Source organism: Escherichia sp. E14S1 (assembly GCF_004211995.1).
In the GTDB taxonomy this organism is placed as follows: domain Bacteria; phylum Pseudomonadota; class Gammaproteobacteria; order Enterobacterales; family Enterobacteriaceae; genus Escherichia.
Genome location: NZ_RHJQ01000013.1, coordinates 78137 through 101775, shown reverse-complemented (window position 1 = coordinate 101775; position 23639 = coordinate 78137). Strand labels below are relative to the sequence as shown.

Here is a 23639-nt window from a genome sequence, read left to right as displayed (position 1 = left end):
AAACGATTATGACTTCAATGACCCTTGATTTACCTCGCCGCTTCCCCTGGCCGACGTTACTTTCGGTCTGCATTCATGGTGCTGTTGTGGCGGGTCTACTCTATACCTCGGTACATCAGGTTATTGAACTACCTGCGCCCGCGCAGCCGATTTCTGTCACCATGGTTGCCCCGGCCGAACTTGAGCCGCCACAAGCCGTTCAACCGCCGCCGGAACCAGTGGTGGAGCCAGAACCGGAGCCTGAGCCGATACCAGAACCGCCAAAAGAAGCACCGGTAGTCATTGAAAAGCCGAAGCCGAAACCTAAGCCAAAACCGAAGCCGGTGAAAAAGGTACAGGAGCAGCCGAAACGCGATGTCAAACCGGTAGAGTCACGTCCGGCGTCACCGTTTGAAAATACGGCACCTGCTCGCCCAACATCAAGTACGGCAACGGCTGCAACCAGCAAACCGGTCACAAGTGTCGCGTCTGGTCCACGGGCATTAAGCCGTAATCAGCCGCAGTATCCGGCGCGCGCGCAGGCACTACGCATTGAAGGGCAGGTTAAAGTTAAATTTGACGTCACACCGGATGGTCGCGTGGATAACGTACAAATCCTTTCAGCCAAACCGGCGAACATGTTTGAGCGCGAAGTGAAAAACGCGATGCGCAGATGGCGTTATGAGCCGGGCAAACCTGGAAGTGGGATTGTGGTGAATATCCTGTTTAAAATTAACGGCACCACCGAAATTCAATAAACAGAAAATCAAAAGCCTCCAACTTGGAGGCTTTTGACTATTACTCTACAGGTAAGGCACGAGGCTTTCCTTCAGGGTCGACGGCAACATACTTAAATAACGCTTCCGTCGCTTTATAGCGCTGCCCAATCGGTTCAGACGCCACTTTTTTCACCCATACTTCAATATTAATGCTGACTGATGTCGTCCCTTTTTGGAGACAGCGCGCATAGCAGCACACCACATCACCAACCGCAACTGGCCGTAAGAAAGTCATTCCTTCAACCCGCACGGTCACGACGCGACCGTGGGCAATTTCTTTTGCCAGAATGGCACCGCCAATATCCATCTGCGACATCAACCAACCACCAAAGATATCGCCATTGGCATTGGTATCGGCAGGCATGGCTAAAGTACGTAAAACAAGATCGCCCTGAGGGACGTTAGGTGTTGTAGACATGGTAAAACCGACATAAAAGGAAAATCACAGGCGCGATGCTACTATGATTTTCCAAATGAGAACAGAGGATATGCAGCGCCGGCCCCGAAGGGCCGGCAGACAGATTATGATTTATCTTCCTGCGGCATATGGCGGTAGATATAAATACCGCTTAACAGTGTGAAGATTAAGGTGAGGGCGGTCAGACCGAACACTTTGAAGTTGACCCAAATATTTTGCGGTAACCAGAATGCGATGTAGATATTCGCCAGACCACAAAGAATAAAGAAGACTGCCCAGGCCAGGTTCAGCTTCGACCATACTGGCTGCGGTAGAGTGAGTTCTTTACCCAGCATCCGCTGAATCAGCGGTTTTTTCATTACCCATTGGCTAACCAACAAAGCACCGGCAAACAGAGCGTAGATGACGGTGACCTTCCATTTAATAAACTCATCATTGTGGAAGAACAGCGTCAGACCACCGAAAACGACCACCAGAACAAAAGTGATCAGGGCCATCTTCTCAACTTTCCGGAAGCGAACCCAGCTATAAATAAGCACAATTGCCGTGGCGACGATGAGCGCCGCAGTTGCCGCATAGATGTCATAAATTTTGTAGAACGCGAAGAAGACAACCAGCGGTAAAAAATCAAGAAACTGCTTCATTTTACGATTCCGTAATCAAATACTTCAGGTTATTGGCGAATCAACATGTACAGGCGGAACAGATAGATAAGCAATACGGCTGAAATCAGGTTGCTTAAAGTATTCGCCAGTACGGCACCAATTTCCGGGGTTAATGCGGCAAACGAAGAGGCAAACAGCAGCAACAGTGTTTTTGCCAGTAACCAGCTTAGTACTGCAGGTGCCACCAGACGCATATTCGCCCATGTCAGCCGCATACTGCTGCGCATAGAGGCGAAAACGCCCATTTTATCCTGCACCAACATCACCGGCGCCAGTGCCAGTAAAATGGCCATTAAAATCCCCGGAACGACCACCAGCATGATGCCAATCTGTACTAAAAGGGTAGTCAGAAAAATCAGAATAAATAACTTTGGCAATATCGGCGCACTGGCACCAATAGCGCGTAGCGCACTGACTCTCTGACCCGCAGACACCAGTTGGATGATTAATATTACGCCTCCGGCGAGTATGGCGTTACCGATTAATCCTGAAAAAGTGGACGCAGCGGAAGCACGCAGCAAAATTTGTTGCTGTTCCGGGGACATATTTTGCACCAGATCGAACAACCCACCGCCGCCACTAACGGGCGCGCCGTCATTGAGCTGCGCAAGCTGTGCGTCACTGGGTGAGAAAACATGTCCTAACACCACTGTGATAAATGCACAAAGCAACGATACCAACAGAATGGTCATAAATTGATTACGGAAGAAATTTCCGGTGTCACGGTATACGGACTGCGCCGTGATAGACATGCACTCTCCTTGAGTTTTATGCAGGTGTTAATTAGCGGGCAATTGTACCCTGGTTATCCCTTCAGTGGCAGCATCACGACTTGTATGGAAAAGCATATCTTTGTAAAGCGCAGGTAATCCACAGCGTGCGTGGGTGCGATCACAGGATCCATTGCTTTCTCCAGACACGACAAATTCCTGACAAGCAGAAGGGCTGTTTGCATAAATACCGCAACTTACCGCCTGCTTAAAAGGCCAATAAGGTAGCAAAAGAATACTTTCGGAGATGGAAAGCATTCAAATTGATTTGAATCATGTTAACCAGGATTTGCGATACAACTTCTAAATTAATCCAGATCAATAAATGGTCATTTAGCGAATGCAATGTGATCTATGTAGGATCATTTGTTACTCCAATGTAGGTATATTCGTCACGTTTTTATAACCATAACGACGGAGCGAACATGAAAAAATTAACAGTGGCGGCATTGGCAGTCAGTACACTTCTCTCTGGTAGCGTCTATGCTCACGAAGCAGGCGAGTTCTTTATTCGTGCAGGTTCGGCAACGGTACGTCCAACGGAAGGCGCGGATGGAACTCTGGGAAGCCTGGGTGGCTTTAGCGTGACCAATAACACCCAACTGGGCCTGACCTTCACCTATATGGCGACTGATAACATTGGTGTGGAATTGCTGGCGGCATCTCCGTTTCGTCATAAGGTTGGCACAGCCACAACTGGAGATATTGCGACAGTCCACCATTTACCGCCAACACTGATGGCACAATGGTATTTTGGCGATTCCGGCAGTAAATTCCGTCCTTACATTGGTGCGGGTATTAACTACACTACCTTTTTTAATAATGACTTCAATGACACCGGTGAAGGTCTTGGTTTATCCGACCTTAGTCTGAAGGATTCATGGGGCGTGGCGGGACAAGTAGGTCTGGATTATCTCATCAACCGTGACTGGTTGCTTAATATGTCGGTCTGGTACATGGATATCGACACTGAGGTGAAATATAAATCCAATGGCGCAGTGCTGCCTGCAGGACGCTATTCTGACAACGTACGCCTCGACCCATGGGTATTTATGTTCTCTGCGGGTTACCGCTTCTAATTTTTTACCATCAATAAACCGCCAGATATATTCTGGCGGTTTGTCTCAAATTAACTTCGTGTAGCTGCTTTCATCGGTTGTACAAAAGCTTTCAGTGCTTCCAGCATTTTTTCTGGCTCATTAATATGTTGCTCGATGATTTTTACAATTGCAGAACCAGAAATCGCGCCCGCAGCTCCTGCATCAATCGCTGCTTTTACCTGTTCCGGTGCTGAAATGCCAAAGCCCTGCAATGGAGGCGCGGCATTGTATTCTTTCAGCTTCGTGACCAGATGATTGAGCGGTAATGCCGCGCGGTTTTCCGCTCCGGTCACGCCCGCACGCGACAGTAAATAGGTGTAACCACGACCGTAAGAGGCAATCTGGCGCAGCAAATCATCATCAGCATTCGGCGGGCAGATAAAGATCGGCGCGACATTATGGCGCAACGCGGCCTGGCGGAAGGGCGCAGACTCTTCCACTGGCACGTCGGCAACCAGCACCGAATCGACGCCGACTTTTTCACATTGAGCGTAAAACTCATCAATGCCTTTGTTAAACACCAGGTTGGCGTACATCAGCAGGCCAACAGGAATGGTCGGATGTTTTTGACGAATCAGTGCCAGCATCTCAAAACATTGTGCCGGGGTCACACCTGCCGCAAAAGCACGCAGTGTGGCGTTTTGAATGGTCGGGCCATCTGCCAGCGGGTCGGAGAAGGGGATGCCTAACTCCAGCGCGTCGGCACCGGCTTCAATCAACGCATCGATAATTTTCAGCGACTGCTCTACGCCCGGATCACCGAGGGTGACGAAAGGAACAAATGCGCCTTCTTTGCGCTCCTTCAGTTGGGCAAACAGAGATTCATAGCGTTCCATCAGATTTCCCCTCGTGCTTTCAAAATATCGTGAACGGTGAAGATGTCTTTATCGCCGCGACCGGAAAGGTTAACCACCAGTAGCTGCTCTTTTTCCGGGTTTTCGCGCATCATTTTCAGCGCATGGGCCAGCGCGTGGGAGGATTCCAGCGCCGGGATAATTCCTTCATGCAGGCACAGCGTTTTAAAGGCTTCCAGCGCTTCATCATCGGTAATCGACACGTAATCAGCGCGACCGATGCTGTTGAGATACGCATGTTGTGGGCCAACGGACGGGAAATCCAGTCCGGCAGAGATGGAGTAAGATTCTTCAATTTGCCCGTCTTCGGTCTGCATCATCGGTGCTTTCATGCCGAAATAGATGCCTACGCGACCATGTTTCAACGGTGCGCCATGTTCGCCGGTTTCGATGCCGTGACCGCCTGGCTCCACGCCAATCAGGCCGACATTGGTTTCGTTGATGAAATCAGCAAACATGCCGATGGCATTCGAACCGCCGCCAACACAGGCGATAACAGCATCCGGCAGGCGACATTCTCTTTCCAGAATCTGTGCTTTCGTTTCTTCGCCAATCATCCGCTGAAACTCACGCACAATGGTCGGATAAGGATGCGGGCCAGCTGCGGTACCCAGCATATAGTGCGCGGTTTCGTAACTACCGGACCAGTCGCGCAGCGCCTCATTACAGGCATCTTTCAGCGTCGCGGAACCGCTATGCACAGGGATCACTTCCGCCCCCATTAAGCGCATACGAAAAACGTTAGGCGACTGGCGTTCAACGTCTTTGGCACCCATATAAATACGGCATTTCAGGCCGAGCAGGGCGCTGGCAAGGGCCGACGCCACACCATGCTGACCGGCTCCGGTTTCGGCGATGATTTCGGTTTTACCCATCCGCTTCGCCAGCAAAGCCTGGCCCAGAACCTGGTTGGTTTTATGCGCGCCGCCGTGCAATAAATCTTCGCGCTTCAGATACAGCGTGGTGTTCGTCCCGGCTGTAATGTTCTGGCATTTGGTCAGCGCGGTTGGGCGCCCGGCATAGTTTTTCAGCAGGTCGTTGAACTGGGCCTGAAATTCAGGATCTTTTTGCGCGCTGACAAAAGCTTCTTCCAGCTGGCGCAGAGCAGGCATCAGGATTTGTGGCACGTACATACCGCCAAACTCACCAAAATACGGGTTAAGTAATGTTGTCATTGTTCCTTTCCTTAATATGCGCGCAGCGTCTGGAAAACCGAGGCCAAAAGGCGTGCGTCTTTAATGCCCGGTTGCGACTCTACAGCAGAATTAAAATCAAGCCCGGCGCAGCCGGTTTGTGCCGCTTCCACGCAGTTATCTGCGCCTAAGCCACCCGCCAGCAGGACGTTGCCAAGCGATTGACCATTTAACAGTGACCAGTCGAAACGTTGCCCGCTTCCACCCTGGCCGTTGTCGAAAACATATTTATCGACGTGCTGAAAATCGCGCGCGGGAAGAGTTTCACCGACGCTCAATGCTTTCCAGATGGCAACGTTAGCGGGCAGCACGTCACGCAGTGCGTCGATATATTGCTGATCTTCATTACCATGCAGTTGCACTGCTGCCAGCGATAACGCGTTAGTTTTGTCCACCACATCAGCAATATCGTGATTGCGGAACACACCAACATACTGCAACGGTGCCGCAGCCATCACTTCCTGCGCCTGTTCAACGCTGACGCAACGCGGTGATGTCGCAACAAAAATCAACCCACCGTAAATCGCGCCCGCGTCATAAGCTGCTTTAGCATCTTGCCCACGCGTCAGGCCACATACTTTATTCTCACCCAGCAACACCCGGCGCACGGCGGCGTTCAAATCGTCATGGGCCATCAACGCCGAACCAATCAGAAAGCCGTTAGCGAAGTGGCTTAACTCGCGCACCTGAGCGTAAGTATTGATGCCGGATTCGCTGATTACCGTCACGTTGTGCCCCAGTTTCGGCGCAAGCTCGCGGGTACGGTTGAGATCAATCGACAAATCACGCAGATCGCGGTTGTTGATGCCAACGACTTTTGCCCCCAATGCAATGGCGCGCTCCAGTTCCTCTTCATTACTGACTTCGGTCAGCACACCCATCTCCAGACTGTGGGCGACGGCTGCAAGCTGGCGATATTGTTCGTCATCCAGTACTGAAAGCATTAATAAGCAGGCATCGGCCTGGTAATAGCGCGCCAGATAGATCTGGTAAGGATCGATAATGAAGTCTTTACATAAAATCGGCTGCGGGGCGATTTGGCTGACGATGGGGAGGAAATCAAAGCTCCCCTGAAAATATTTCTCATCAGTCAGCACCGAAATTGCCGAAGCGTAATGCTTATAAATCGAGGCAATGCGTGCCGGATCGAAATCATCACGAATCACGCCTTTCGACGGCGACGCTTTCTTGCACTCCAGAATAAACGCCGTGCGTGCACCCTGTAGCGCATCATAAAAATGTCGCGTGCTCGGCTGAACCTCATTCTGAAAACTGGCCAGCGGTTGCTGCTGTTTGCGGGCTTCTACCCAAATCGCCTTGTCTGCGACGATTTTCGCTAAAACGGTTTGCATCATTTACCCTCGTGCCGCCAGTGCGGTGACTCTGTCGTAAGCGGAACCACTGCGCAGTACCTCAAGAACGGTTTGCGCATTGGCTTGCAGATCTTCATGGCCATGCAGGCGCATTAACATGGCGACATTCGCCGCGACGGCTGCTTCATGGGCGGCGTCGCCTTTACCTTGTAACAAGCGTGTTAAAATGTCACGGTTTTCTTCCGGTGTTCCGCCAGCCAGTTGCTCCTGGTGGTAGGGCGTCAGGCCAAAATCTTCAGCGGTCAGTTGATAGCTTTTAATTTCACCATCGTGCAGCTCGGCAACAATGGTCGGAGCGTGTAAGGAAACTTCATCCATTCCACCGCTGTGTACCACCGCTGCACGTTGATACCCCAGCACGCGCAAGGTTTCGGCAATTGGCAGCACCAGTTCCGGGCTGTAGACACCAATTAACGCCAGCGGAGGATGCGCCGGGTTAATCAATGGCCCCAGCACGTTGAACAGGGTGCGAGTTTTCAGTTGCTGGCGAACCGGCATCGCGTGGCGGAATCCGGTGTGATATTTCGGCGCAAAGAGGAAGCAGACGCCTAATTCATCCAGCGCCTGGCGCGATTTATCGGCATTCATATCAAGATTAATACCGAACGCCGCCAGCAGATCCGACGAGCCAGATTTACTGGAGACGCTGCGGTTACCGTGTTTCGCCACTTTCAGCCCACAGGCCGCGGCGACAAACGCACTGGCGGTCGAAATATTGATACTGTTGCTGCCGTCACCGCCGGTGCCGACGATATCGGCAAACAGATAATCAGGGCGCGGGAACGGCGCGGCGTTTTCCAGTAGCGCCGTTGCTGCTCCGGCGATTTCGTTCGGGTGCTCGCCGCGAATTTTCATGCTCACCAGCGCCGCCGCGAGCTGTTCTGGCTTCAGCTCGCCACGTACCACCGCTGAAAAAAGCTGGTGGCTTTCTTGTTGGCTAAGCGTCTGTGCCTGATACAGTTTTTCCAGAATCGGTTGCAGCGTGTTGGTTGGCTCTAGTTTCTGCTGCGCCCAGGCCAGCGTTTGTTCCAGCAGGCGAGCGCCCTGAGTGGTAAGAATGGATTCCGGATGGAACTGGAACCCACAAACGCGATCCGCATCGTGACGCACCGCCATCACCATGCCATTAAAATGGGCGTTGATGGTTAAACCTGCCGGAATGTTGCTGCCAACCAGCGAGTGATAACGCGCCACCGGCAGCGGGTTTGTTAATCCGGCAAACATCGCCTGACCGTCATGTTCAATGCTCGACGCTTTACCGTGAAGAATTTCGCCCGCCTGACCGACATAACCCCCGTAAGCTTCGACAATCGCCTGATGCCCGAGGCAAATGCCAATGATTGGCAGCTTACCGCGCAGTCGGGTGAGGAGTTCCGGCATACAACCGGCTTCGCTCGGCACACCGGGGCCAGGAGAAAGCATCAGTACCGGATTGCTCATCGTCGCCAGGCGTTCAATTAAGGTCTGCGCTGGAATATGGTTGCGGTAAATCACCACGTTATGACCATTGCTGCGCAACTGATCTGCCAGGTTGTAAGTAAAAGAGTCGATATTATCGAGCAGCAGAATGTCAGCCATCAGAATGTCTCCTGTGCATGATGCGCGGTGGCAATAGCGCGCAGTACAGCGCGGGCTTTATTACGGGTTTCGTCGGCTTCCGACTGCGGAACAGAATCAAGTACCACGCCAGCACCGGCCTGCACGGTGGCGACTCCGTTCTCTACCAGCGCCGAGCGGATCACAATGCAGGTGTCGAGATCGCCATGCGCGGTGAAATAACCTACTGCGCCGCCGTAGCTGCCGCGTCGACGACCTTCCGCTTCGGCAATTAACTGCATAGCGCGTACTTTCGGCGCACCGCTTAACGTCCCCATATTCATACAGGCGCGATAAGCGTGCAGGGCGTCGAGATCGTGGCGCAGCTCACCGACAACGCGGGAGACCAGGTGCATCACGTAAGAGTAACGGTCAACTTTGGTGAGATCGGCGACGTAGCGGCTGCCGGGGGTACAAATGCGTGCCAGATCATTACGGGCGAGATCCACCAGCATCAGATGTTCAGACAGCTCTTTATGATCGGTACGCATTTCCAGTTCGATGCGGCTGTCGAGGTCTCTGTCCAGTGAACCATCGGCACGACGACCGCGTGGGCGTGTTCCGGCAATTGGGTAGATCTCAATCTGGCGGCTGGTGGCGTCATACTTGAGCGAGCTTTCCGGCGACGCGCCAAACAGGGTGAAATCATTATCCTGCATAAAAAACATGTACGGGCTGGGATTACTCTTTTTCAGCACGTAATAGGCCGCCAGCGGTGACGGGCAGGGCAGAGAGAAACGGCGAGATGGCACCACCTGGAAAATTTCTCCGGCGCGAATCGCTTTTTGCAACAAACGCACTACGCCACCGAACTCTTCATCGCTCTGGTTACATTCACAACGCATATGCGGCACGGAAACCACCGGCAGCGGCGGCGCGGCTTCGGTCAGTTGTTGGCGCAACTCGTGCAGGCGCGTAGTGAGACGCTGTTTTTCTTCTTCATTGGGAGCAAACAGGCTTGCCTGAATGCGGGTGCTTTTTTTCTGATGGTCAATCACCATCAGCGTTTCAGCGAGATAAAAACAGAAATCAGGGCAGTTATTTTCCGCTGACAATTGCGGTAAATCTTCAAATCCCGCCACAAGGTCATAAGAGAACAGCCCGCCGAAGAACATTGCTTCTCGTTCCTCCTTCGGTACATTCAACAGATTCTGTAATAAGCGGAAAGCGTCAAAAACCGAAAGGGAGCATAAGCGGGCGTCTTCATCCAGCAGTGGACTGACAGGGGGGAAGCGCAGCACACGGCAGTTTGGTGATTGTTCATTTTCCACACCCGCAGGCAGGGCGTTATCCAGTAGTGTCAGCAGGGCTTCGCCATTACCAGAAAGCGCCTGAATTGTGACAGTGTCACCTAAAGCTGTAATGCGCAGCGCACTGTCTACCAGCAGCAGGCTTTTTAAATCATCTTTGCTGTCGATATCTGCGGATTCCAGCAGCAGCGTTGCTGGACGATCCCCACACAACTGGTGAAAAAGCGCGGTGGGATTATCGCGATAAGCGCCTTCGCAGGTTAACAATTCGAGAGTCGGTTTTTGTGTTTGCATTGTTATTCTCTAATTTTGTTCAAAAAAAAGCCCGCTTATAAGGCGGGCTGGGTATCTGATTGCTTTACGCATGGTGAATACACTGCCCGTTTCAGGAAGTGCGCCACCAACCTTTCAGTACGAAAATCGCTTTCATTGTCGATACCCTTTTTACGTGAACTTGCGTACTAGTTAACTAGTTCGATGATTAATTGTCAACAGCTCATTTCAGAATATTTGCCAGAACCGTTATGATGTCGGCGCCAAAAACATTATCCAAAACGGGAGTGCGCCTTGAGCGACACGAATTACGCAGTGATTTACGACCTGCACAGCCATACCACAGCTTCCGATGGCTGCCTGACGCCAGAGGCGTTGGTGCACCGTGCGGTCGAGATGCGCGTCGGCACTCTGGCGATCACCGACCATGACACCACAGCTGCAATCGCGCCAGCAAGAGAGGAAATTTCACGTTCGGGACTGGCGCTGAATCTTATTCCCGGCGTGGAAATTTCCACGGTCTGGGAAAATCATGAAATTCATATTGTCGGGCTGAATATTGATATTACTCATCCGCTAATGTGTGAGTTCCTCGCGCAGCAGACAGAACGGCGCAATCAGCGGGCGCAGCTAATTGCCGAAAGACTTGAAAAAGCGCAAATACCAGGGGCGCTGGAAGGCGCGCAACGACTGGCGCAGGGCGGTGCGGTGACGCGCGGTCATTTTGCTCGTTTCCTGGTGGAGTGCGGCAAAGCCAGTTCAATGGCGGATGTCTTTAAAAAGTATCTGGCGCGCGGGAAAACCGGATACGTTCCGCCACAGTGGTGTACAATAGAACAAGCTATTGATGTCATTCATCATTCTGGCGGTAAGGCGGTGCTTGCTCATCCTGGGCGGTACAATCTTAGTGCTAAATGGCTGAAAAGATTGGTTGCGCATTTTGCCGAACACCACGGCGACGCGATGGAAGTCGCGCAGTGCCAGCAATCGCCCAATGAACGTACCCAGCTGGCGACACTTGCCCGCCAGCATCATTTATGGGCATCACAAGGATCTGATTTTCATCAGCCATGCCCGTGGATCGAACTGGGTCGTAAACTCTGGCTGCCCGCAGGCGTTGAAGGCGTCTGGCAGCTATGGGAACAGCCGCAGAACACCACAGAGAGGGAATTATGAGCCAGTTTTTTTATATTCATCCTGATAACCCGCAGCAACGTCTGATCAACCAGGCGGTGGAGATCGTGCGTAAAGGCGGGGTGATTGTTTATCCAACCGATTCCGGCTACGCACTCGGCTGTAAAATTGAAGATAAAAACGCGATGGAGCGTATTTGTCGTATTCGCCAGCTGCCGGACGGTCACAACTTTACCCTGATGTGTCGCGATCTTTCTGAACTTTCGACCTATTCATTCGTGGATAACGTTGCGTTTCGTTTAATGAAAAACAACACGCCGGGCAACTATACCTTCATCCTGAAGGGGACGAAGGAAGTGCCACGCCGTCTGTTGCAGGAAAAACGTAAAACCATTGGGATGCGTGTGCCTTCTAACCCGATTGCGCAGGCGTTGCTTGAGGTATTGGGCGAACCGATGCTTTCCACATCGCTGATGCTACCGGGCAGCGAATTTACCGAATCCGATCCGGAAGAAATTAAAGACCGTCTGGAAAAACAGGTGGATTTGATTATCCACGGCGGCTATCTCGGGCAGAAACCGACAACGGTCATTGATCTTACCGATGATACGCCGGTCGTGGTGCGTGAAGGCGTGGGTGATGTGAAGCCTTTCTTATAAAAAATTGCGTTCCACGGATGGAAGATTATGGCAGGGATATATCGCTGCATTTTGCTGTTGATAGTTGGGCTTTTTTTCTCTTCGTTGAGTTATGCGAAAAACACGGAGATCCCTTCATATGAAGAAGGGATCTCGCTCTTTGATGTTGAAGCCACTCTGCAACCGGATGGGGTGCTCGACATCAAAGAGAACATTCATTTTCAGGCGCGAAATCAGCAGATTAAGCACGGGTTTTCTCGTGATTTACCACGACTATGGATGCAGCCTAATGGGGATGCTGCACTGCTGAACTATCGTATTGTTGGCGTCACCCGTGATGGCGTTCCTGAACTCTGGCATCTTGACTGGCATATCGGGTTAATGAGTATTGTCGTGGGCGATAAACAACGTTTCTTGCCTCAAGGCGACTATCATTATCAAATTCATTATCAGGTTAAAAATGCTTTTCTACGCGATGGTGACTCTGACCTGCTAATCTGGAACGTGACCGGTAACAACTGGCCGTTTGAAATTTATAAGACCCGATTTTCTCTCCAGTTCTCTAATATTGCGGGTAATCCATTTAGCGAAATCGATCTCTTTACCGGAGATGAGGGCGACACATATCGAAATGGCCGCATCCTTGAGGACGGAAAAATTGAATCTCGCGATCCGTTTTATCGTGAAGATTTCACGGTTCTCTACCGCTGGCCTCATGCCTTGCTGGATAATGCCCCGGCACAACACACGGCGAATATCTTTAGCCATCTTTTTTGGCCCTCAACATCGTCTCTTATCATTTGGTTACCGTGTTTGCTCCTGGCGTGTGGATGGTTATATCTCTGGAAGCGCAGGCCGCAATTTACGCCGGTAGATGTGAGTGAAACCGATGTCATTCCGCCAGATTATACGCCCGGCATGTTACGTCTCGATGCGAAACTGGTTTACGACGATAAAGGTTTTTGTGCCGATATCGTAAATCTGATTGTGAAAGGAAAAATTCATCTGGAAGATCAGTATGACAAAAATCAGCAAACCCTGATTCGTGTTAATGAAGGCGCGACCAGAAATAATGCGCTATTACTGCCCACCGAACAGTTATTACTGGAAGCGCTATTTCGTAAAGGCGATAAGGTCGTCCTTACGGGGAGGCGCAACAGAGTCTTACGCAGAGCATTTTTACGGATGCAGAAATTTTATCTGCCGCGTAAAAAGTCTTCGTTTTACCGACCTGATGCGTTTTTGCAATGGGGCGGAATGGCGATATTGGCGGTCATTCTCTACGGTAACCTGAGTCCGGTAGGTTGGGCAGGAATGAGTCTGGTGGGCGATATGTTTATTATGATCTGCTGGCTTCTTCCTTTTTTATTTTGTTCCCTTGAGCTTTTGTTTGCCCGCGATGATGACAAGCCTTGCGTTAATCGTGTAATCATCACTTTGTTCTTACCACTGATTTGTTCAGGCGTGGCCTTCTATTCTCTCTATGTCAATGTCGGAGATGTATTCTTTTACTGGTATATGCCAGCGGGTTATTTTAGCGCTGTTTTCCTGACCGGTTATCTCACTGGCATGGGGTATATTTTTCTGCCAAAGTTTACCCAAACTGGGCAGCAACGTTATGCCCACGGTGAAGCTATCGTTAACTATCTTGCACGTAAAGAGGCAGCAACGCACAGTGGGCGGCGGCGGAAAGGGGAAACACGGAAGCTGGATTACGCGTTGTTAGGTTGGGCTATATCGGCAAATTTGGGGAGGGAATGGGCGTTACGCATCGTTCCTTCGCTTTCTTCGGCGATTCGCGCTCCAGAGATTGCCCGTAACGGCGTTTTATTCTCATTACAGATGCACCTGAGTTGCGGGGCCTATACCAGTTTGTTGGGGCGGAGCTATTCCGGTGGTGGTTCTGGCGCTGGTGGTGGTTGGTAATGAAGCCGATGTTAATCGAAACAAGCTTTAACCATAAAGATCGTGTATGATGTTCCGCCTCAAAGGCAGGCCAGCTACGGCCTGAAGAGTTCAAACAGACTTTACTATCAGTGAGTCAGATGTAAGTTCTGACTCATTGTTGCACAAAAGCATACCAGACGCCTGGGAAGGCGACACCAAAAGGAAGCTCAATGAGCGAAAAGTTACAGAAAGTGCTGGCGCGTGCCGGCCACGGTTCTCGCCGTGAAATCGAATCTATTATTGAAGCCGGTCGTGTGAGTGTTGATGGCAAAATTGCCAAACTCGGCGATCGCGTTGAAGTTACCCCTGGGCTGAAAATCCGTATCGATGGTCACCTGATTTCGGTACGTGAGTCCGCTGAACAAATTTGTCGCGTTCTGGCCTATTACAAACCAGAAGGTGAGTTGTGTACCCGTAACGATCCGGAAGGGCGCCCAACGGTGTTTGACCGTCTGCCGAAGCTGCGTGGCGCACGCTGGATTGCCGTGGGTCGTCTGGACGTTAACACCTGTGGTCTGTTGCTGTTCACCACCGATGGTGAACTGGCAAACCGTTTAATGCATCCAAGCCGTGAAGTTGAACGTGAATATGCCGTGCGTGTATTTGGTCAGGTTGACGACGCGAAACTGCGTGATTTAAGCCGTGGTGTGCAGCTGGAAGATGGTCCGGCAGCCTTTAAAACCATCAAGTTCAGCGGCGGTGAAGGGATCAACCAGTGGTACAACGTTACTTTGACCGAAGGCCGTAACCGTGAAGTTCGTCGTCTGTGGGAAGCGGTTGGCGTGCAGGTAAGTCGCCTGATCCGTGTGCGTTACGGTGATATTCCACTGCCGAAAGGTCTGCCACGCGGCGGCTGGACGGAGCTGGATCTCGCCCAGACTAACTATCTGCGCGAACTGGTGGAGCTACCGCCAGAAACCAGCTCTAAAGTCGCTGTAGAAAAAGATCGTCGTCGCATGAAGGCAAATCAAATTCGACGTGCGGTGAAACGTCATAGCCAGGTGAGCGGCGGTCGTCGTTCTGGCGGACGTAATAATAACGGTTAATTTAAGATAAGTATAAAATAAAGGCCCTGCGGGGCCTTTTCTTCATTTGAAGCATGATAAATAGTCGCAGTATTTTAATTTAATTTCATACTTGCTTATGAATAATGCCCGGAAATAGCCACATTACTATTTAATTATCTGAGATAAACTCAACGTCATGAGGTGGGTTATGATTAGATATAGTGGAATATTTCTATCGCTGTTAATGCTTTCAGGTTGTGCAACTGAAGCATTGAAAAACGAACAAGCTGAAACTGTTATTACTGTGGGTAACAAAGCGGTGGCAGCGAATGCAAGTTTCTTTAAACAATATTATGCTTCTCGTGAAAACTTCCTTGTTAATTTCTATGCAACTAATCCGGATTGTGCCCTGCGACCTGATTATGCCATAGATATAGGCGGTGATGGTAATGGAGGGAAATTATGCCAGCGTCCAGGGCCAAATACAAAACAAGTACAATTAGTCCCTTTCGAGAAAGAAAAACTACTGGCTTCAATGGAAGTCATTAATAGCATGAGCGCTTATGTAGAACTTCTGACTGAGGATATGGCAACAACGGAAAGTCAGCAAGTGGCATTACTTAAACAGGCTCTGGATCACGCAAACAACGCACAAACACTACTTGGTGTTTCACATAGCAAAGATTTAGCTCAGTCTGCAGCGGCGGTTAAAGATTTAGTAAATTATTTCAATGAGTTATATATAATAAAAGTCAATTCTGGAAAAATAGGTACAACGGTAGATGAAAACTGGGTAAGACTTATAAAGAACATGACAGTTTTGCGTAATGATATTTATACAAAAAGCAACAAGATTGAAAATTATACCTTTGCGAATGTGCATGATAATATGTTTTATTATAATACGGCATCTAAAAACTCTAAGAATACAGAGTTTAACACGCTGAAAAACAGGAAAGAGTTTCTAAGTTCAGTAATCAATGTGAATGAAACCAGGCTACAGGCATCGGCACCTGCCATGCCTGCGATTGAGGCTTTAAATGCCTTTATAGATAAGGGTGATTATCTGAAAAGCTTATACGTTAATAAAACACGCACGGCAGCTGAACAAAAAAGGTTAAATGAGATATTACGCGCACAGGTCATTAGTGGGTTAAAGGCGTCTGAGGGGCTGGCAAAATTACTTATTGCCAGCGGAATAATGTTATAGGAGGCTTTTTATGAACGATGTGCAAAATCGTAGGATACTGGCATTACTTGATATGCTGTATAATACCCTGGGCAATAAAACCACATGCAATGTTTGTCATAAATATTTTATCCATATCCTCACAGTTATGAACAACCTGACGATTAACTATGGTACTGAAACTTCGCCAGAGTTAGCCGAGATAAATTATGACGATGCTAATGCGTTAATTACTGAATTGATATTATTTATTGAAGATGTTGACGCTGAGAATCATGAAACATATCAGAGACATTTTAATGAGATTACACGCATTCTGAATTTTGCTATTGCCGCTTGAATATAATTATGATTAAAGCACCTCAAGAGGTTTCTTTTGAGGTGCTTTCACTTAGTAATCGATCCCTATCTGCGCTTTTACGCCAGCATCAAACGCATGTTTCACGGGGCGTAACTCACTTACCGTATCCGCCAGTTCAAGAATATCCCGATGACAACCACGACCCGTGATAATCACCGTCTGCTGATCTGGACGTTCATTTAACGCCTGCACCACTTCTTCAAGTGGCAAATAGTCATACGCCACCATATAAGTCAGCTCATCGAGCAAAACCATATCCACTGAGGGATCTGCCAGCATCCGCTTTGCATGTTGCCAGACTTCACGGCAGGCGGCGGTATCAGACTCGCGATTTTGCGTATCCCAGGTAAAGCCCGTTGCCATCACCTGAAACTCAACGCCATGTGGCTCCAGCAAATTGCGCTCGCCGTTAGGCCAGGTACCTTTAATAAACTGCACGACCCCCACTTTTTTGCCATGGCCAACCGCGCGAGTTGCGGTACCAAATGCCGCGGTGGTTTTGCCTTTTCCATTGCCGGTAAAGACGATGAGAATGCCACGCTCATCCTGCGCTTGCGCCACGCGAGCATCAACTTTCTCTTTAACACGCTGCTGACGCTGTTGGTAGCGTTCATCACTCATTGGGATATTCCTGGTTTGCGGCCCGGTTGGGCGTCAAAGGTCATGCCGGTTTTACGGCGGCTGTCATCGCCCATCAGCCATAAATAGAGTGGCATGATATCGGCGGGTGTTTTGAGTTTCTGTGGATCTTCGGTGGGGAAAGCACTGGCACGCATTGCAGTACGTGTACCGCCGGGGTTAATGCAGTTGACGCGCAGGCGCTGCTGATATTCATCGGCCAGCACTTGCATCATTCCTTCGGTGGCAAATTTCGACACCGCATATGCGCCCCAGTTGGCACGCCCCTGACGCCCAACGCTTGATGAGGTAAAGACCAGCGAACCGGCGTCCGATTTGAGTAATAAAGGAAGCAGTGCCTGGGTGAGCATAAAGGTGGCATTAACGTTGACCTGCATGACGTCCTGCCAGACCTGCGGATTTTGCTCGCGCATTGGGCAAACATCGCCGAGCAATCCGGCGTTATGCAGCACGCCGTCCAGACGCGGGTAATTAACAGCAATACGCTGTGCCAGTTGTTGGCAGTCTTCGGACGTACAGGTCAGCAAATCGAGAAGAAACCATTGCGGCTGGCGTCCTGTCTCTTCTAACATGCTCTGGGCCACCTGACGTAATTTTTCTTCGTTCCGGCTCAGCAGAATGACCGTCGCGCCATAGCGCGCATAAGTTAAAGCGGCTTCACGACCAATGCCGTCGCTGGCGCCTGTCACCAGGATAATACGATCATTGAGTAAATCTTGTTTTGGTTGGTAATGCATGGCTACTCCCCGACGACATCAACAGTCGCGCTGCCAGTGTACTTTATGACTTTGGGGTTTTATGCCTGAAACAGGAGGGCATTTCAATCAGCCTGGGGCGATAACGCCGTAAAATGAATACTTTGTCATACTTTCGCCGCAATAACATCTCTGCGAGACGGCTTAACATGCCTGTTGTAAACTGTGAGCCAAAGCGTTGTTTAACCAAGGTGGGACTCGTGGAATTGTTGTCTGAATATGGTTTGTTTTTGGCGAAAATCGTCACCGTTGTGGTGGCGATTGCGGCTATTGCCGCCATTATTGTCAATGTTGCTCAACGTAATAAACGCCAGCGTGGCGAGTTACGAGTCAACAATCTCAGCGAACAGTATAAGGAGATGAAAGAAGAACTGGCTGCGGCGCTGATGGATCCACATCAGCAAAAACAGTGGCACAAAGCGCAGAAGAAAAAGCACAAGCAAGAAGCGAAGGCAGCGAAAGCAAAAGCCAAACTGGGCGAGGTGGCAGCCGAAAGCAAGCCACGAGTCTGGGTGCTGGATTTCAAGGGCAGCATGGACGCCCATGAAGTGAACGCGCTACGTGAAGAGGTTACTGCGGTACTCGCGGCATTTAAACCGCAGGATCAGGTCGTTCTGCGTCTGGAAAGCCCCGGTGGCATGGTACATGGTTACGGTCTGGCGGCTTCACAGTTGCAGCGCCTGCGTGATAAAAATATTCCTTTAACTGTTACGGTAGACAAAGTGGCTGCCAGCGGCGGTTACATGATGGCCTGTGTGGCGGATAAAATTGTTTCAGCGCCGTTTGCAATTGTTGGCTCTATTGGTGTTGTGGCGCAAATGCCCAACTTTCACCGCTTCCTGAAAAGCAAAGATATTGATATCGAACTGCACACTGCCGGGCAGTATAAGCGCACGCTGACAGTGCTGGGTGAAAACACCGAAGAAGGGCGCGAGAAATTCCGCGAAGAACTGAACGAAACGCATCAGTTATTTAAAGATTTTGTGAAGCGTATGCGTCCGTCTCTGGACATTGAAATGGTGGCAACCGGTGAACACTGGTACGGACAACAGGCGGTGGAGAAAGGCCTGGTTGACGAAATCAACACCAGTGATGAAGTGATCCTTAGCCTGATGGAAGGTCGTGAAGTGATCAATGTACGCTATATGCAGCGTAAACGGTTGATCGATCGATTCACTGGCAGCGCGGCAGAGAGCGCCGACCGATTGTTGCTACGCTGGTGGCAACGCGGGCAAAAGCCGTTGATGTAAAAGATAAACGCGAGGATAAAACCTCGCGTTTTGCTTTAATCGACCAGATGGTATTTTTCCGAGAGCACATGGGCCAGGTGTTTGAACATATTAAACACCGCGGTGCTTTTCGCTGTCGGCAATCCTTGTTCATCTAAAAAATAATCGCCGCTAAACACCAGCACGCCATTACGCTGCGTGACGCCGGTGGCTTCAATCCCTGCGAGCGTATCCTCATGCTCACGTATGATTTTGTTAGCCTCTTTCAACAGCGTTTCGCGGTCGATGGGTTGTGTCTCTTTGTTCATTATTTACTCCTTAAACAAGGACATTAGTCTACGCCAGGCATGGCTTGCAGACAAATATACCACGCTGACGGCAAGAGCGCCTTACTGGCAACTTTGGATTTTGCATGCTAATAAAGTTGCGTAACGGATTTTATCAGGTACAGTGTGACGCTTTCGTCAATCTGGCAATAGATTTGCTTGACATTCGACCAAAATTACGTCGTGCTATAGCGCCTGTAGGCCAGACCTGTTAACTCAGTCACCTGAATTATCGTGAACAGAGTCACGACAAGGGGTTGATATCCGCAGAGAGCGAGTCCATATCGGTAACTCGTTGCCAGTGGAAGGTTTATCAATGTGCGACGCATTCCTGGAAGAATCAAATTAGGTAAGGTGAATATGGGTAAAGCTCTTGTCATCGTTGAGTCCCCGGCAAAAGCCAAAACGATCAACAAGTATCTGGGTAGTGACTACGTGGTGAAATCCAGCGTCGGTCACATCCGCGATTTGCCGACCAGTGGCTCAGCAGCCAAAAAGAGTGCCGACTCTACCTCCACCAAGACGGCTAAAAAGCCTAAAAAGGATGAACGTGGCGCTCTCGTCAACCGTATGGGGGTTGACCCGTGGCACAATTGGGAGGCGCACTATGAAGTGTTGCCAGGTAAAGAGAAGGTCGTCTCTGAACTGAAACAACTGGCTGAAAAAGCCGACCACATCTATCTCGCAACCGACCTTGACCGCGAAGGGGAAGCCATTGCATGGCACCTGCGGGAAGTGATTGGTGGTGATGATGCGCGCTATAGCCGAGTGGTATTTAACGAAATTACGAAAAACGCGATTCGTCAGGCATTTAACAAGCCAGGTGAGCTGAATATCGATCGTGTTAATGCCCAGCAGGCGCGTCGCTTTATGGACCGCGTGGTGGGGTATATGGTTTCTCCGCTGCTGTGGAAAAAAATTGCTCGTGGTCTGTCTGCCGGGCGTGTGCAGTCGGTAGCGGTCCGCCTGGTGGTTGAACGTGAGCGTGAAATTAAAGCGTTCGTACCGGAAGAGTTCTGGGAAGTGGATGCCAGCACGACCACGCCATCCGGCGAGGCATTGGCTTTGCAGGTGACTCATCAGAATGACAAACCGTTCCGCCCGGTCAATAAAGAACAAACTCAGGCTGCGGTAAGTCTGCTGGAAAAAGCGCGCTATAGCGTGCTGGAACGTGAAGACAAACCGACCACAAGCAAACCTGGCGCTCCTTTTATTACCTCTACGCTGCAACAGGCTGCCAGCACTCGTCTTGGTTTTGGCGTGAAAAAAACCATGATGATGGCGCAGCGTCTGTATGAAGCAGGCTATATCACTTACATGCGTACTGACTCCACTAACCTGAGTCAGGACGCGGTAAATATGGTTCGCGGTTATATCAGCGATAATTTTGGTAATAAATATCTGCCGGAAAGTCCGAATCAGTACGCCAGCAAAGAAAACTCACAGGAAGCGCACGAAGCGATTCGTCCTTCTGACGTCAATGTGATGGCGGAATCGCTGAAGGATATGGAAGCGGACGCACAGAAACTTTACCAGTTAATCTGGCGTCAGTTTGTTGCCTGTCAGATGACCCCGGCGAAATATGATTCCACCACGCTGACCGTTGGTGCAGGCGATTTCCGCCTGAAAGCACGCGGACGTATTCTGCGCTTTGATGGCTGGACGAAAGTAATGCCTGCGCTGCGTAAAGGCGATGAAGATCGTATTTTACCGGCAGTCGATAAAGGCGACTCTCTGTCGCTTGTTGAACTGACTCCGGCACAGCACTTTACCAAGCCGCCAGCCCGTTTCAGCGAAGCCTCGCTGGTTAAAGAACTGGAAAAACGTGGTATTGGTCGTCCGTCTACCTATGCGTCGATTATTTCGACCATCCAGGATCGCGGCTATGTGCGTGTGGAAAACCGTCGATTCTATGCGGAAAAAATGGGTGAAATCGTAACCGATCGTCTGGAAGAAAATTTCCGCGAATTAATGAATTACGACTTCACCGCGCAGATGGAAAACAGCCTCGACCAGGTGGCAAATCACGAAGCGGAGTGGAAAGCCGTACTGGATCACTTCTTCTCGGATTTCACCCAGCAGCTTGATAAAGCGGAAAAAGATCCGGAAGAGGGCGGCATGCGTCCAAACCAGATGGTTTTGACCAGTATTGACTGCCCTACCTGTGGCCGCAAAATGGGTATTCGTACAGCGAGCACCGGGGTATTCCTTGGCTGTTCTGGCTATGCGCTGCCGCCGAAAGAGCGTTGCAAAACCACCATTAACCTGGTGCCGGAAAACGAAGTACTGAACGTACTGGAAGGCGAAGACGCTGAAACTAACGCCCTGCGCGCCAAACGTCGTTGCCCGAAATGCGGCACGGCGATGGACAGCTATCTCATCGATCCAAAACGTAAGTTGCATGTTTGTGGTAATAACCCAACCTGCGATGGTTACGAGATCGAAGAGGGTGAATTCCGCATTAAAGGTTATGACGGCCCGATCGTTGAGTGTGAAAAATGTGGCTCTGAAATGCACCTGAAAATGGGGCGTTTCGGTAAATACATGGCCTGCACCAACGAAGAGTGTAAAAACACGCGTAAGATTTTACGTAACGGCGAAGTGGCGCCACCGAAAGAAGATCCGGTTCCGCTGCCAGAATTAGCGTGCGAAAAATCGGATGCTTATTTCGTGCTCCGTGACGGCGCTGCTGGAGTGTTCCTGGCTGCCAACACCTTCCCGAAATCTCGTGAAACGCGTGCGCCGCTGGTGGAAGAGCTTTATCGCTTCCGCGACCGTCTACCGGAAAAACTGCGTTATCTGGCGGAGGCTCCGCAGCAAGATCCAGACGGTAATAAGACAATGGTTCGCTTTAGCCGCAAAACTAAACAGCAATATGTCTCTTCGGAAAAAGACGGAAAGGCAACTGGCTGGTCAGCATTTTATGTTGATGGCAAATGGGTTGAAGGGAAAAAATAACCTTTAAGTCTGTCAGGTTTTTATAAACAAAGGGTCGCAAAAGCGGCCCTTTTTCATTGCATATTATTTTTTCTACACACCTATACACTAAAGCTATAAATGATATAGTGGTTATAGTTATCACTTTTTTTATTATTAAATCGTATTAGTCACCCGCCAGGTGTGGCGAAAAAACGATGTTCTGATGGCGTCTAATTGGATGGTTTAACATGAAATTACAACAACTTCGCTATATTGTTGAGGTAGTCAATCATAACCTAAATGTCTCCTCAACGGCTGAAGGACTTTACACATCACAACCCGGGATCAGTAAGCAAGTCAGAATGTTGGAAGATGAACTGGGCATTCAAATTTTTTCCCGTAGCGGTAAGCACCTGACGCAGGTAACCCCCGCAGGGCAGGAAATTATCCGTATTGCTCGTGAAGTGTTGTCAAAGGTCGACGCCATTAAATCGGTAGCCGGTGAACACACCTGGCCTGATAAAGGTTCGCTGTATATTGCCACTACCCATACTCAGGCACGTTATGCGCTGCCAAATGTCATTAAAGGCTTTATCGAGCGTTATCCTCGAGTTTCTTTGCATATGCATCAGGGCTCGCCGACACAAATTGCTGATGCAGTCTCTAAAGGTAATGCTGATTTCGCAATTGCCACGGAAGCCCTGCATTTATATGAAGATTTAGTGATGTTGCCGTGCTACCACTGGAACCGGGCCATTGTGGTAACCCCGGATCATCCTCTGGCGGGCAAAAAGGAAATCACGATTGAAGAACTGGCGCAGTATCCGCTAGTAACCTATACCTTCGGCTTTACCGGCCGTTCCGAACTGGACACAGCGTTTAACCGCGCAGGGCTGACGCCGCGTATTGTCTTCACAGCAACTGATGCTGACGTCATTAAAACCTACGTTCGTCTTGGGCTGGGAGTAGGGGTCATTGCCAGCATGGCGGTCGATCCGGTTTCAGACCCCGATCTGGTGCGTGTCGATGCACATGATATCTTCAGCCACAGCACAACTAAAATTGGTTTTCGCCGTAGTACGTTTTTACGCAGCTATATGTATGATTTCATTCAGCGTTTTGCGCCGCATTTAACGCGAGACGTCGTTGATGCCGCCGTAGCACTGCGTTCCAATGAAGAAATTGAAGTCATGTTCAAAGATATCAAATTGCCAGAAAAATAATTACCCACGTTATTTCCGGCAT

At 50.0% G+C, this 23639-nt stretch carries 23 protein-coding genes, 1 pseudogene and 1 other annotated feature; of the genes and pseudogenes, 11 read left to right on the top strand and 13 right to left on the bottom strand.

Going from position 1 to position 23639, the window contains the following annotated elements; translation table 11 throughout:
- Window positions 1-17 precede the first annotated feature (17 nt).
- A complete protein-coding gene (gene tonB, locus D9734_RS16170) occupies window positions 18-737 on the top strand; it encodes a TonB system transport protein TonB (protein ID WP_064528843.1) in 720 nt (239 codons plus the stop codon).
- Window positions 738-777: 40 nt separating this feature from the next.
- On the opposite strand, the gene yciA is transcribed toward tonB, so the two are convergent.
- The 4 genes and pseudogenes from yciA to D9734_RS23555 all read right to left on the bottom strand — a co-directional run.
- Window positions 778-1176 (bottom strand): acyl-CoA thioester hydrolase YciA, encoded by a 399-nt coding sequence (gene yciA / locus D9734_RS16165; RefSeq protein WP_130208879.1) that lies wholly within the window; start codon window positions 1174-1176, stop codon window positions 778-780.
- A gap of 104 nt (window positions 1177-1280) precedes the next feature.
- Complete coding sequence (locus D9734_RS16160) at window positions 1281-1820, bottom strand: septation protein A (protein WP_000808667.1); 540 nt, start codon at window positions 1818-1820, stop codon at window positions 1281-1283.
- 29 nt (window positions 1821-1849) lie between these two features.
- On the bottom strand, window positions 1850-2593 hold the full coding sequence (locus tag D9734_RS16155; protein ID WP_130208877.1) for a YciC family protein: 744 nt from the start codon (window positions 2591-2593) through the stop codon (window positions 1850-1852).
- Window positions 2594-2620: 27 nt separating this feature from the next.
- Window positions 2621-2835, bottom strand: a pseudogene (locus tag D9734_RS23555) (YkgJ family cysteine cluster protein); the annotation flags it as partial.
- Between the two features lie 201 nt (window positions 2836-3036).
- On the opposite strand from D9734_RS23555, the gene ompW reads away from it, so the two are divergent.
- The gene (ompW, locus tag D9734_RS16150; RefSeq protein WP_064527188.1) at window positions 3037-3690 is read left to right on the top strand and encodes an outer membrane protein OmpW; all 654 of its coding nucleotides are present in this window, start codon (window positions 3037-3039) and stop codon (window positions 3688-3690) included.
- 50 nt (window positions 3691-3740) lie between these two features.
- Here the strand turns inward: ompW and trpA are convergent, their stop codons facing one another.
- From trpA to trpL, 6 genes are all read right to left on the bottom strand, one after another.
- On the bottom strand, window positions 3741-4547 hold the full coding sequence (trpA, locus tag D9734_RS16145) for a tryptophan synthase subunit alpha (protein WP_130208875.1): 807 nt from the start codon (window positions 4545-4547) through the stop codon (window positions 3741-3743).
- Window positions 4547-5740, bottom strand: a complete 1194-nt coding sequence (gene trpB, locus D9734_RS16140; protein WP_130208873.1) for a tryptophan synthase subunit beta — start codon at window positions 5738-5740, stop codon at window positions 4547-4549. Before trpB ends, trpA begins: the two co-directional genes overlap by 1 nt.
- Before the next feature lie 11 nt (window positions 5741-5751).
- Window positions 5752-7113: a bifunctional indole-3-glycerol-phosphate synthase TrpC/phosphoribosylanthranilate isomerase TrpF gene (gene trpCF, locus D9734_RS16135; protein WP_205712820.1), complete on the bottom strand. Its 1362-nt coding sequence runs from the start codon at window positions 7111-7113 to the stop codon at window positions 5752-5754.
- Complete coding sequence (gene trpD, locus D9734_RS16130) at window positions 7114-8709, bottom strand: bifunctional anthranilate synthase glutamate amidotransferase component TrpG/anthranilate phosphoribosyltransferase TrpD (protein ID WP_000763524.1); 1596 nt, start codon at window positions 8707-8709, stop codon at window positions 7114-7116. It abuts the gene before it with no gap.
- Window positions 8709-10271: an anthranilate synthase component I gene (gene trpE, locus D9734_RS16125; protein WP_130208871.1), complete on the bottom strand. Its 1563-nt coding sequence runs from the start codon at window positions 10269-10271 to the stop codon at window positions 8709-8711. Before trpE ends, trpD begins: the two co-directional genes overlap by 1 nt.
- A 21-nt stretch (window positions 10272-10292) precedes the next feature.
- Window positions 10293-10386, bottom strand: a sequence feature (Trp leader region).
- On the bottom strand, window positions 10363-10407 hold the full coding sequence (gene trpL, locus D9734_RS16120) for a trp operon leader peptide (protein WP_001700591.1): 45 nt from the start codon (window positions 10405-10407) through the stop codon (window positions 10363-10365). (Overlaps the previous feature by 24 nt.)
- A 137-nt stretch (window positions 10408-10544) precedes the next feature.
- Here trpL and rnm point away from each other — a divergent pair, with 137 nt between their 5' ends.
- The 6 genes from rnm (at window position 10545) to D9734_RS16090 (ending at window position 16505) form a co-directional block, all read left to right on the top strand.
- Entirely contained in the window at window positions 10545-11426 is an 882-nt protein-coding gene (gene rnm / locus D9734_RS16115; protein WP_001285663.1) for an RNase AM, read from the top strand.
- Window positions 11423-12043, top strand: a complete 621-nt coding sequence (locus tag D9734_RS16110; protein WP_001516499.1) for an L-threonylcarbamoyladenylate synthase — start codon at window positions 11423-11425, stop codon at window positions 12041-12043. Before rnm ends, D9734_RS16110 begins: the two co-directional genes overlap by 4 nt.
- A gap of 27 nt (window positions 12044-12070) precedes the next feature.
- Window positions 12071-13948, top strand: coding sequence for a DUF2207 domain-containing protein (locus tag D9734_RS16105; protein ID WP_130208869.1), 1878 nt, complete (start codon window positions 12071-12073; stop codon window positions 13946-13948).
- 191 nt (window positions 13949-14139) lie between these two features.
- Window positions 14140-15015, top strand: coding sequence for a 23S rRNA pseudouridine(2605) synthase RluB (gene rluB, locus D9734_RS16100; RefSeq protein WP_001291217.1), 876 nt, complete (start codon window positions 14140-14142; stop codon window positions 15013-15015).
- Between the two features lie 169 nt (window positions 15016-15184).
- On the top strand, window positions 15185-16186 hold the full coding sequence (locus tag D9734_RS16095; RefSeq protein ID WP_130208867.1) for a hypothetical protein: 1002 nt from the start codon (window positions 15185-15187) through the stop codon (window positions 16184-16186).
- 10 nt (window positions 16187-16196) lie between these two features.
- Window positions 16197-16505, top strand: a complete 309-nt coding sequence (locus D9734_RS16090; protein WP_130208865.1) for a hypothetical protein — start codon at window positions 16197-16199, stop codon at window positions 16503-16505.
- A 51-nt stretch (window positions 16506-16556) separates the two neighbouring features.
- Here the strand turns inward: D9734_RS16090 and cobO are convergent, their stop codons facing one another.
- Together cobO and D9734_RS16080 are read right to left on the bottom strand one after the other, a co-directional pair.
- A complete protein-coding gene (cobO, locus tag D9734_RS16085; RefSeq protein ID WP_130208863.1) occupies window positions 16557-17147 on the bottom strand; it encodes a cob(I)yrinic acid a,c-diamide adenosyltransferase in 591 nt (196 codons plus the stop codon).
- Window positions 17144-17902: a YciK family oxidoreductase gene (locus D9734_RS16080; RefSeq protein WP_130208861.1), complete on the bottom strand. Its 759-nt coding sequence runs from the start codon at window positions 17900-17902 to the stop codon at window positions 17144-17146. The genes cobO and D9734_RS16080 overlap by 4 nt, the downstream gene beginning before the upstream one ends.
- A 218-nt stretch (window positions 17903-18120) precedes the next feature.
- Between D9734_RS16080 and sohB the strand changes: the two genes are divergently transcribed.
- Window positions 18121-19170, top strand: coding sequence for a protease SohB (sohB, locus tag D9734_RS16075; RefSeq protein ID WP_130208859.1), 1050 nt, complete (start codon window positions 18121-18123; stop codon window positions 19168-19170).
- 35 nt (window positions 19171-19205) lie between these two features.
- On the opposite strand, the gene D9734_RS16070 is transcribed toward sohB, so the two are convergent.
- Entirely contained in the window at window positions 19206-19457 is a 252-nt protein-coding gene (locus tag D9734_RS16070) for a YciN family protein (RefSeq protein ID WP_130208857.1), read from the bottom strand.
- 378 nt (window positions 19458-19835) lie between these two features.
- On the opposite strand from D9734_RS16070, the gene topA reads away from it, so the two are divergent.
- Window positions 19836-22433, top strand: a complete 2598-nt coding sequence (gene topA / locus D9734_RS16065) for a type I DNA topoisomerase (RefSeq protein WP_130208855.1) — start codon at window positions 19836-19838, stop codon at window positions 22431-22433.
- A 209-nt stretch (window positions 22434-22642) separates the two neighbouring features.
- Entirely contained in the window at window positions 22643-23617 is a 975-nt protein-coding gene (gene cysB, locus D9734_RS16060; protein WP_064527218.1) for an HTH-type transcriptional regulator CysB, read from the top strand.
- The last annotated feature ends 22 nt before the right edge of the window (window positions 23618-23639 follow it).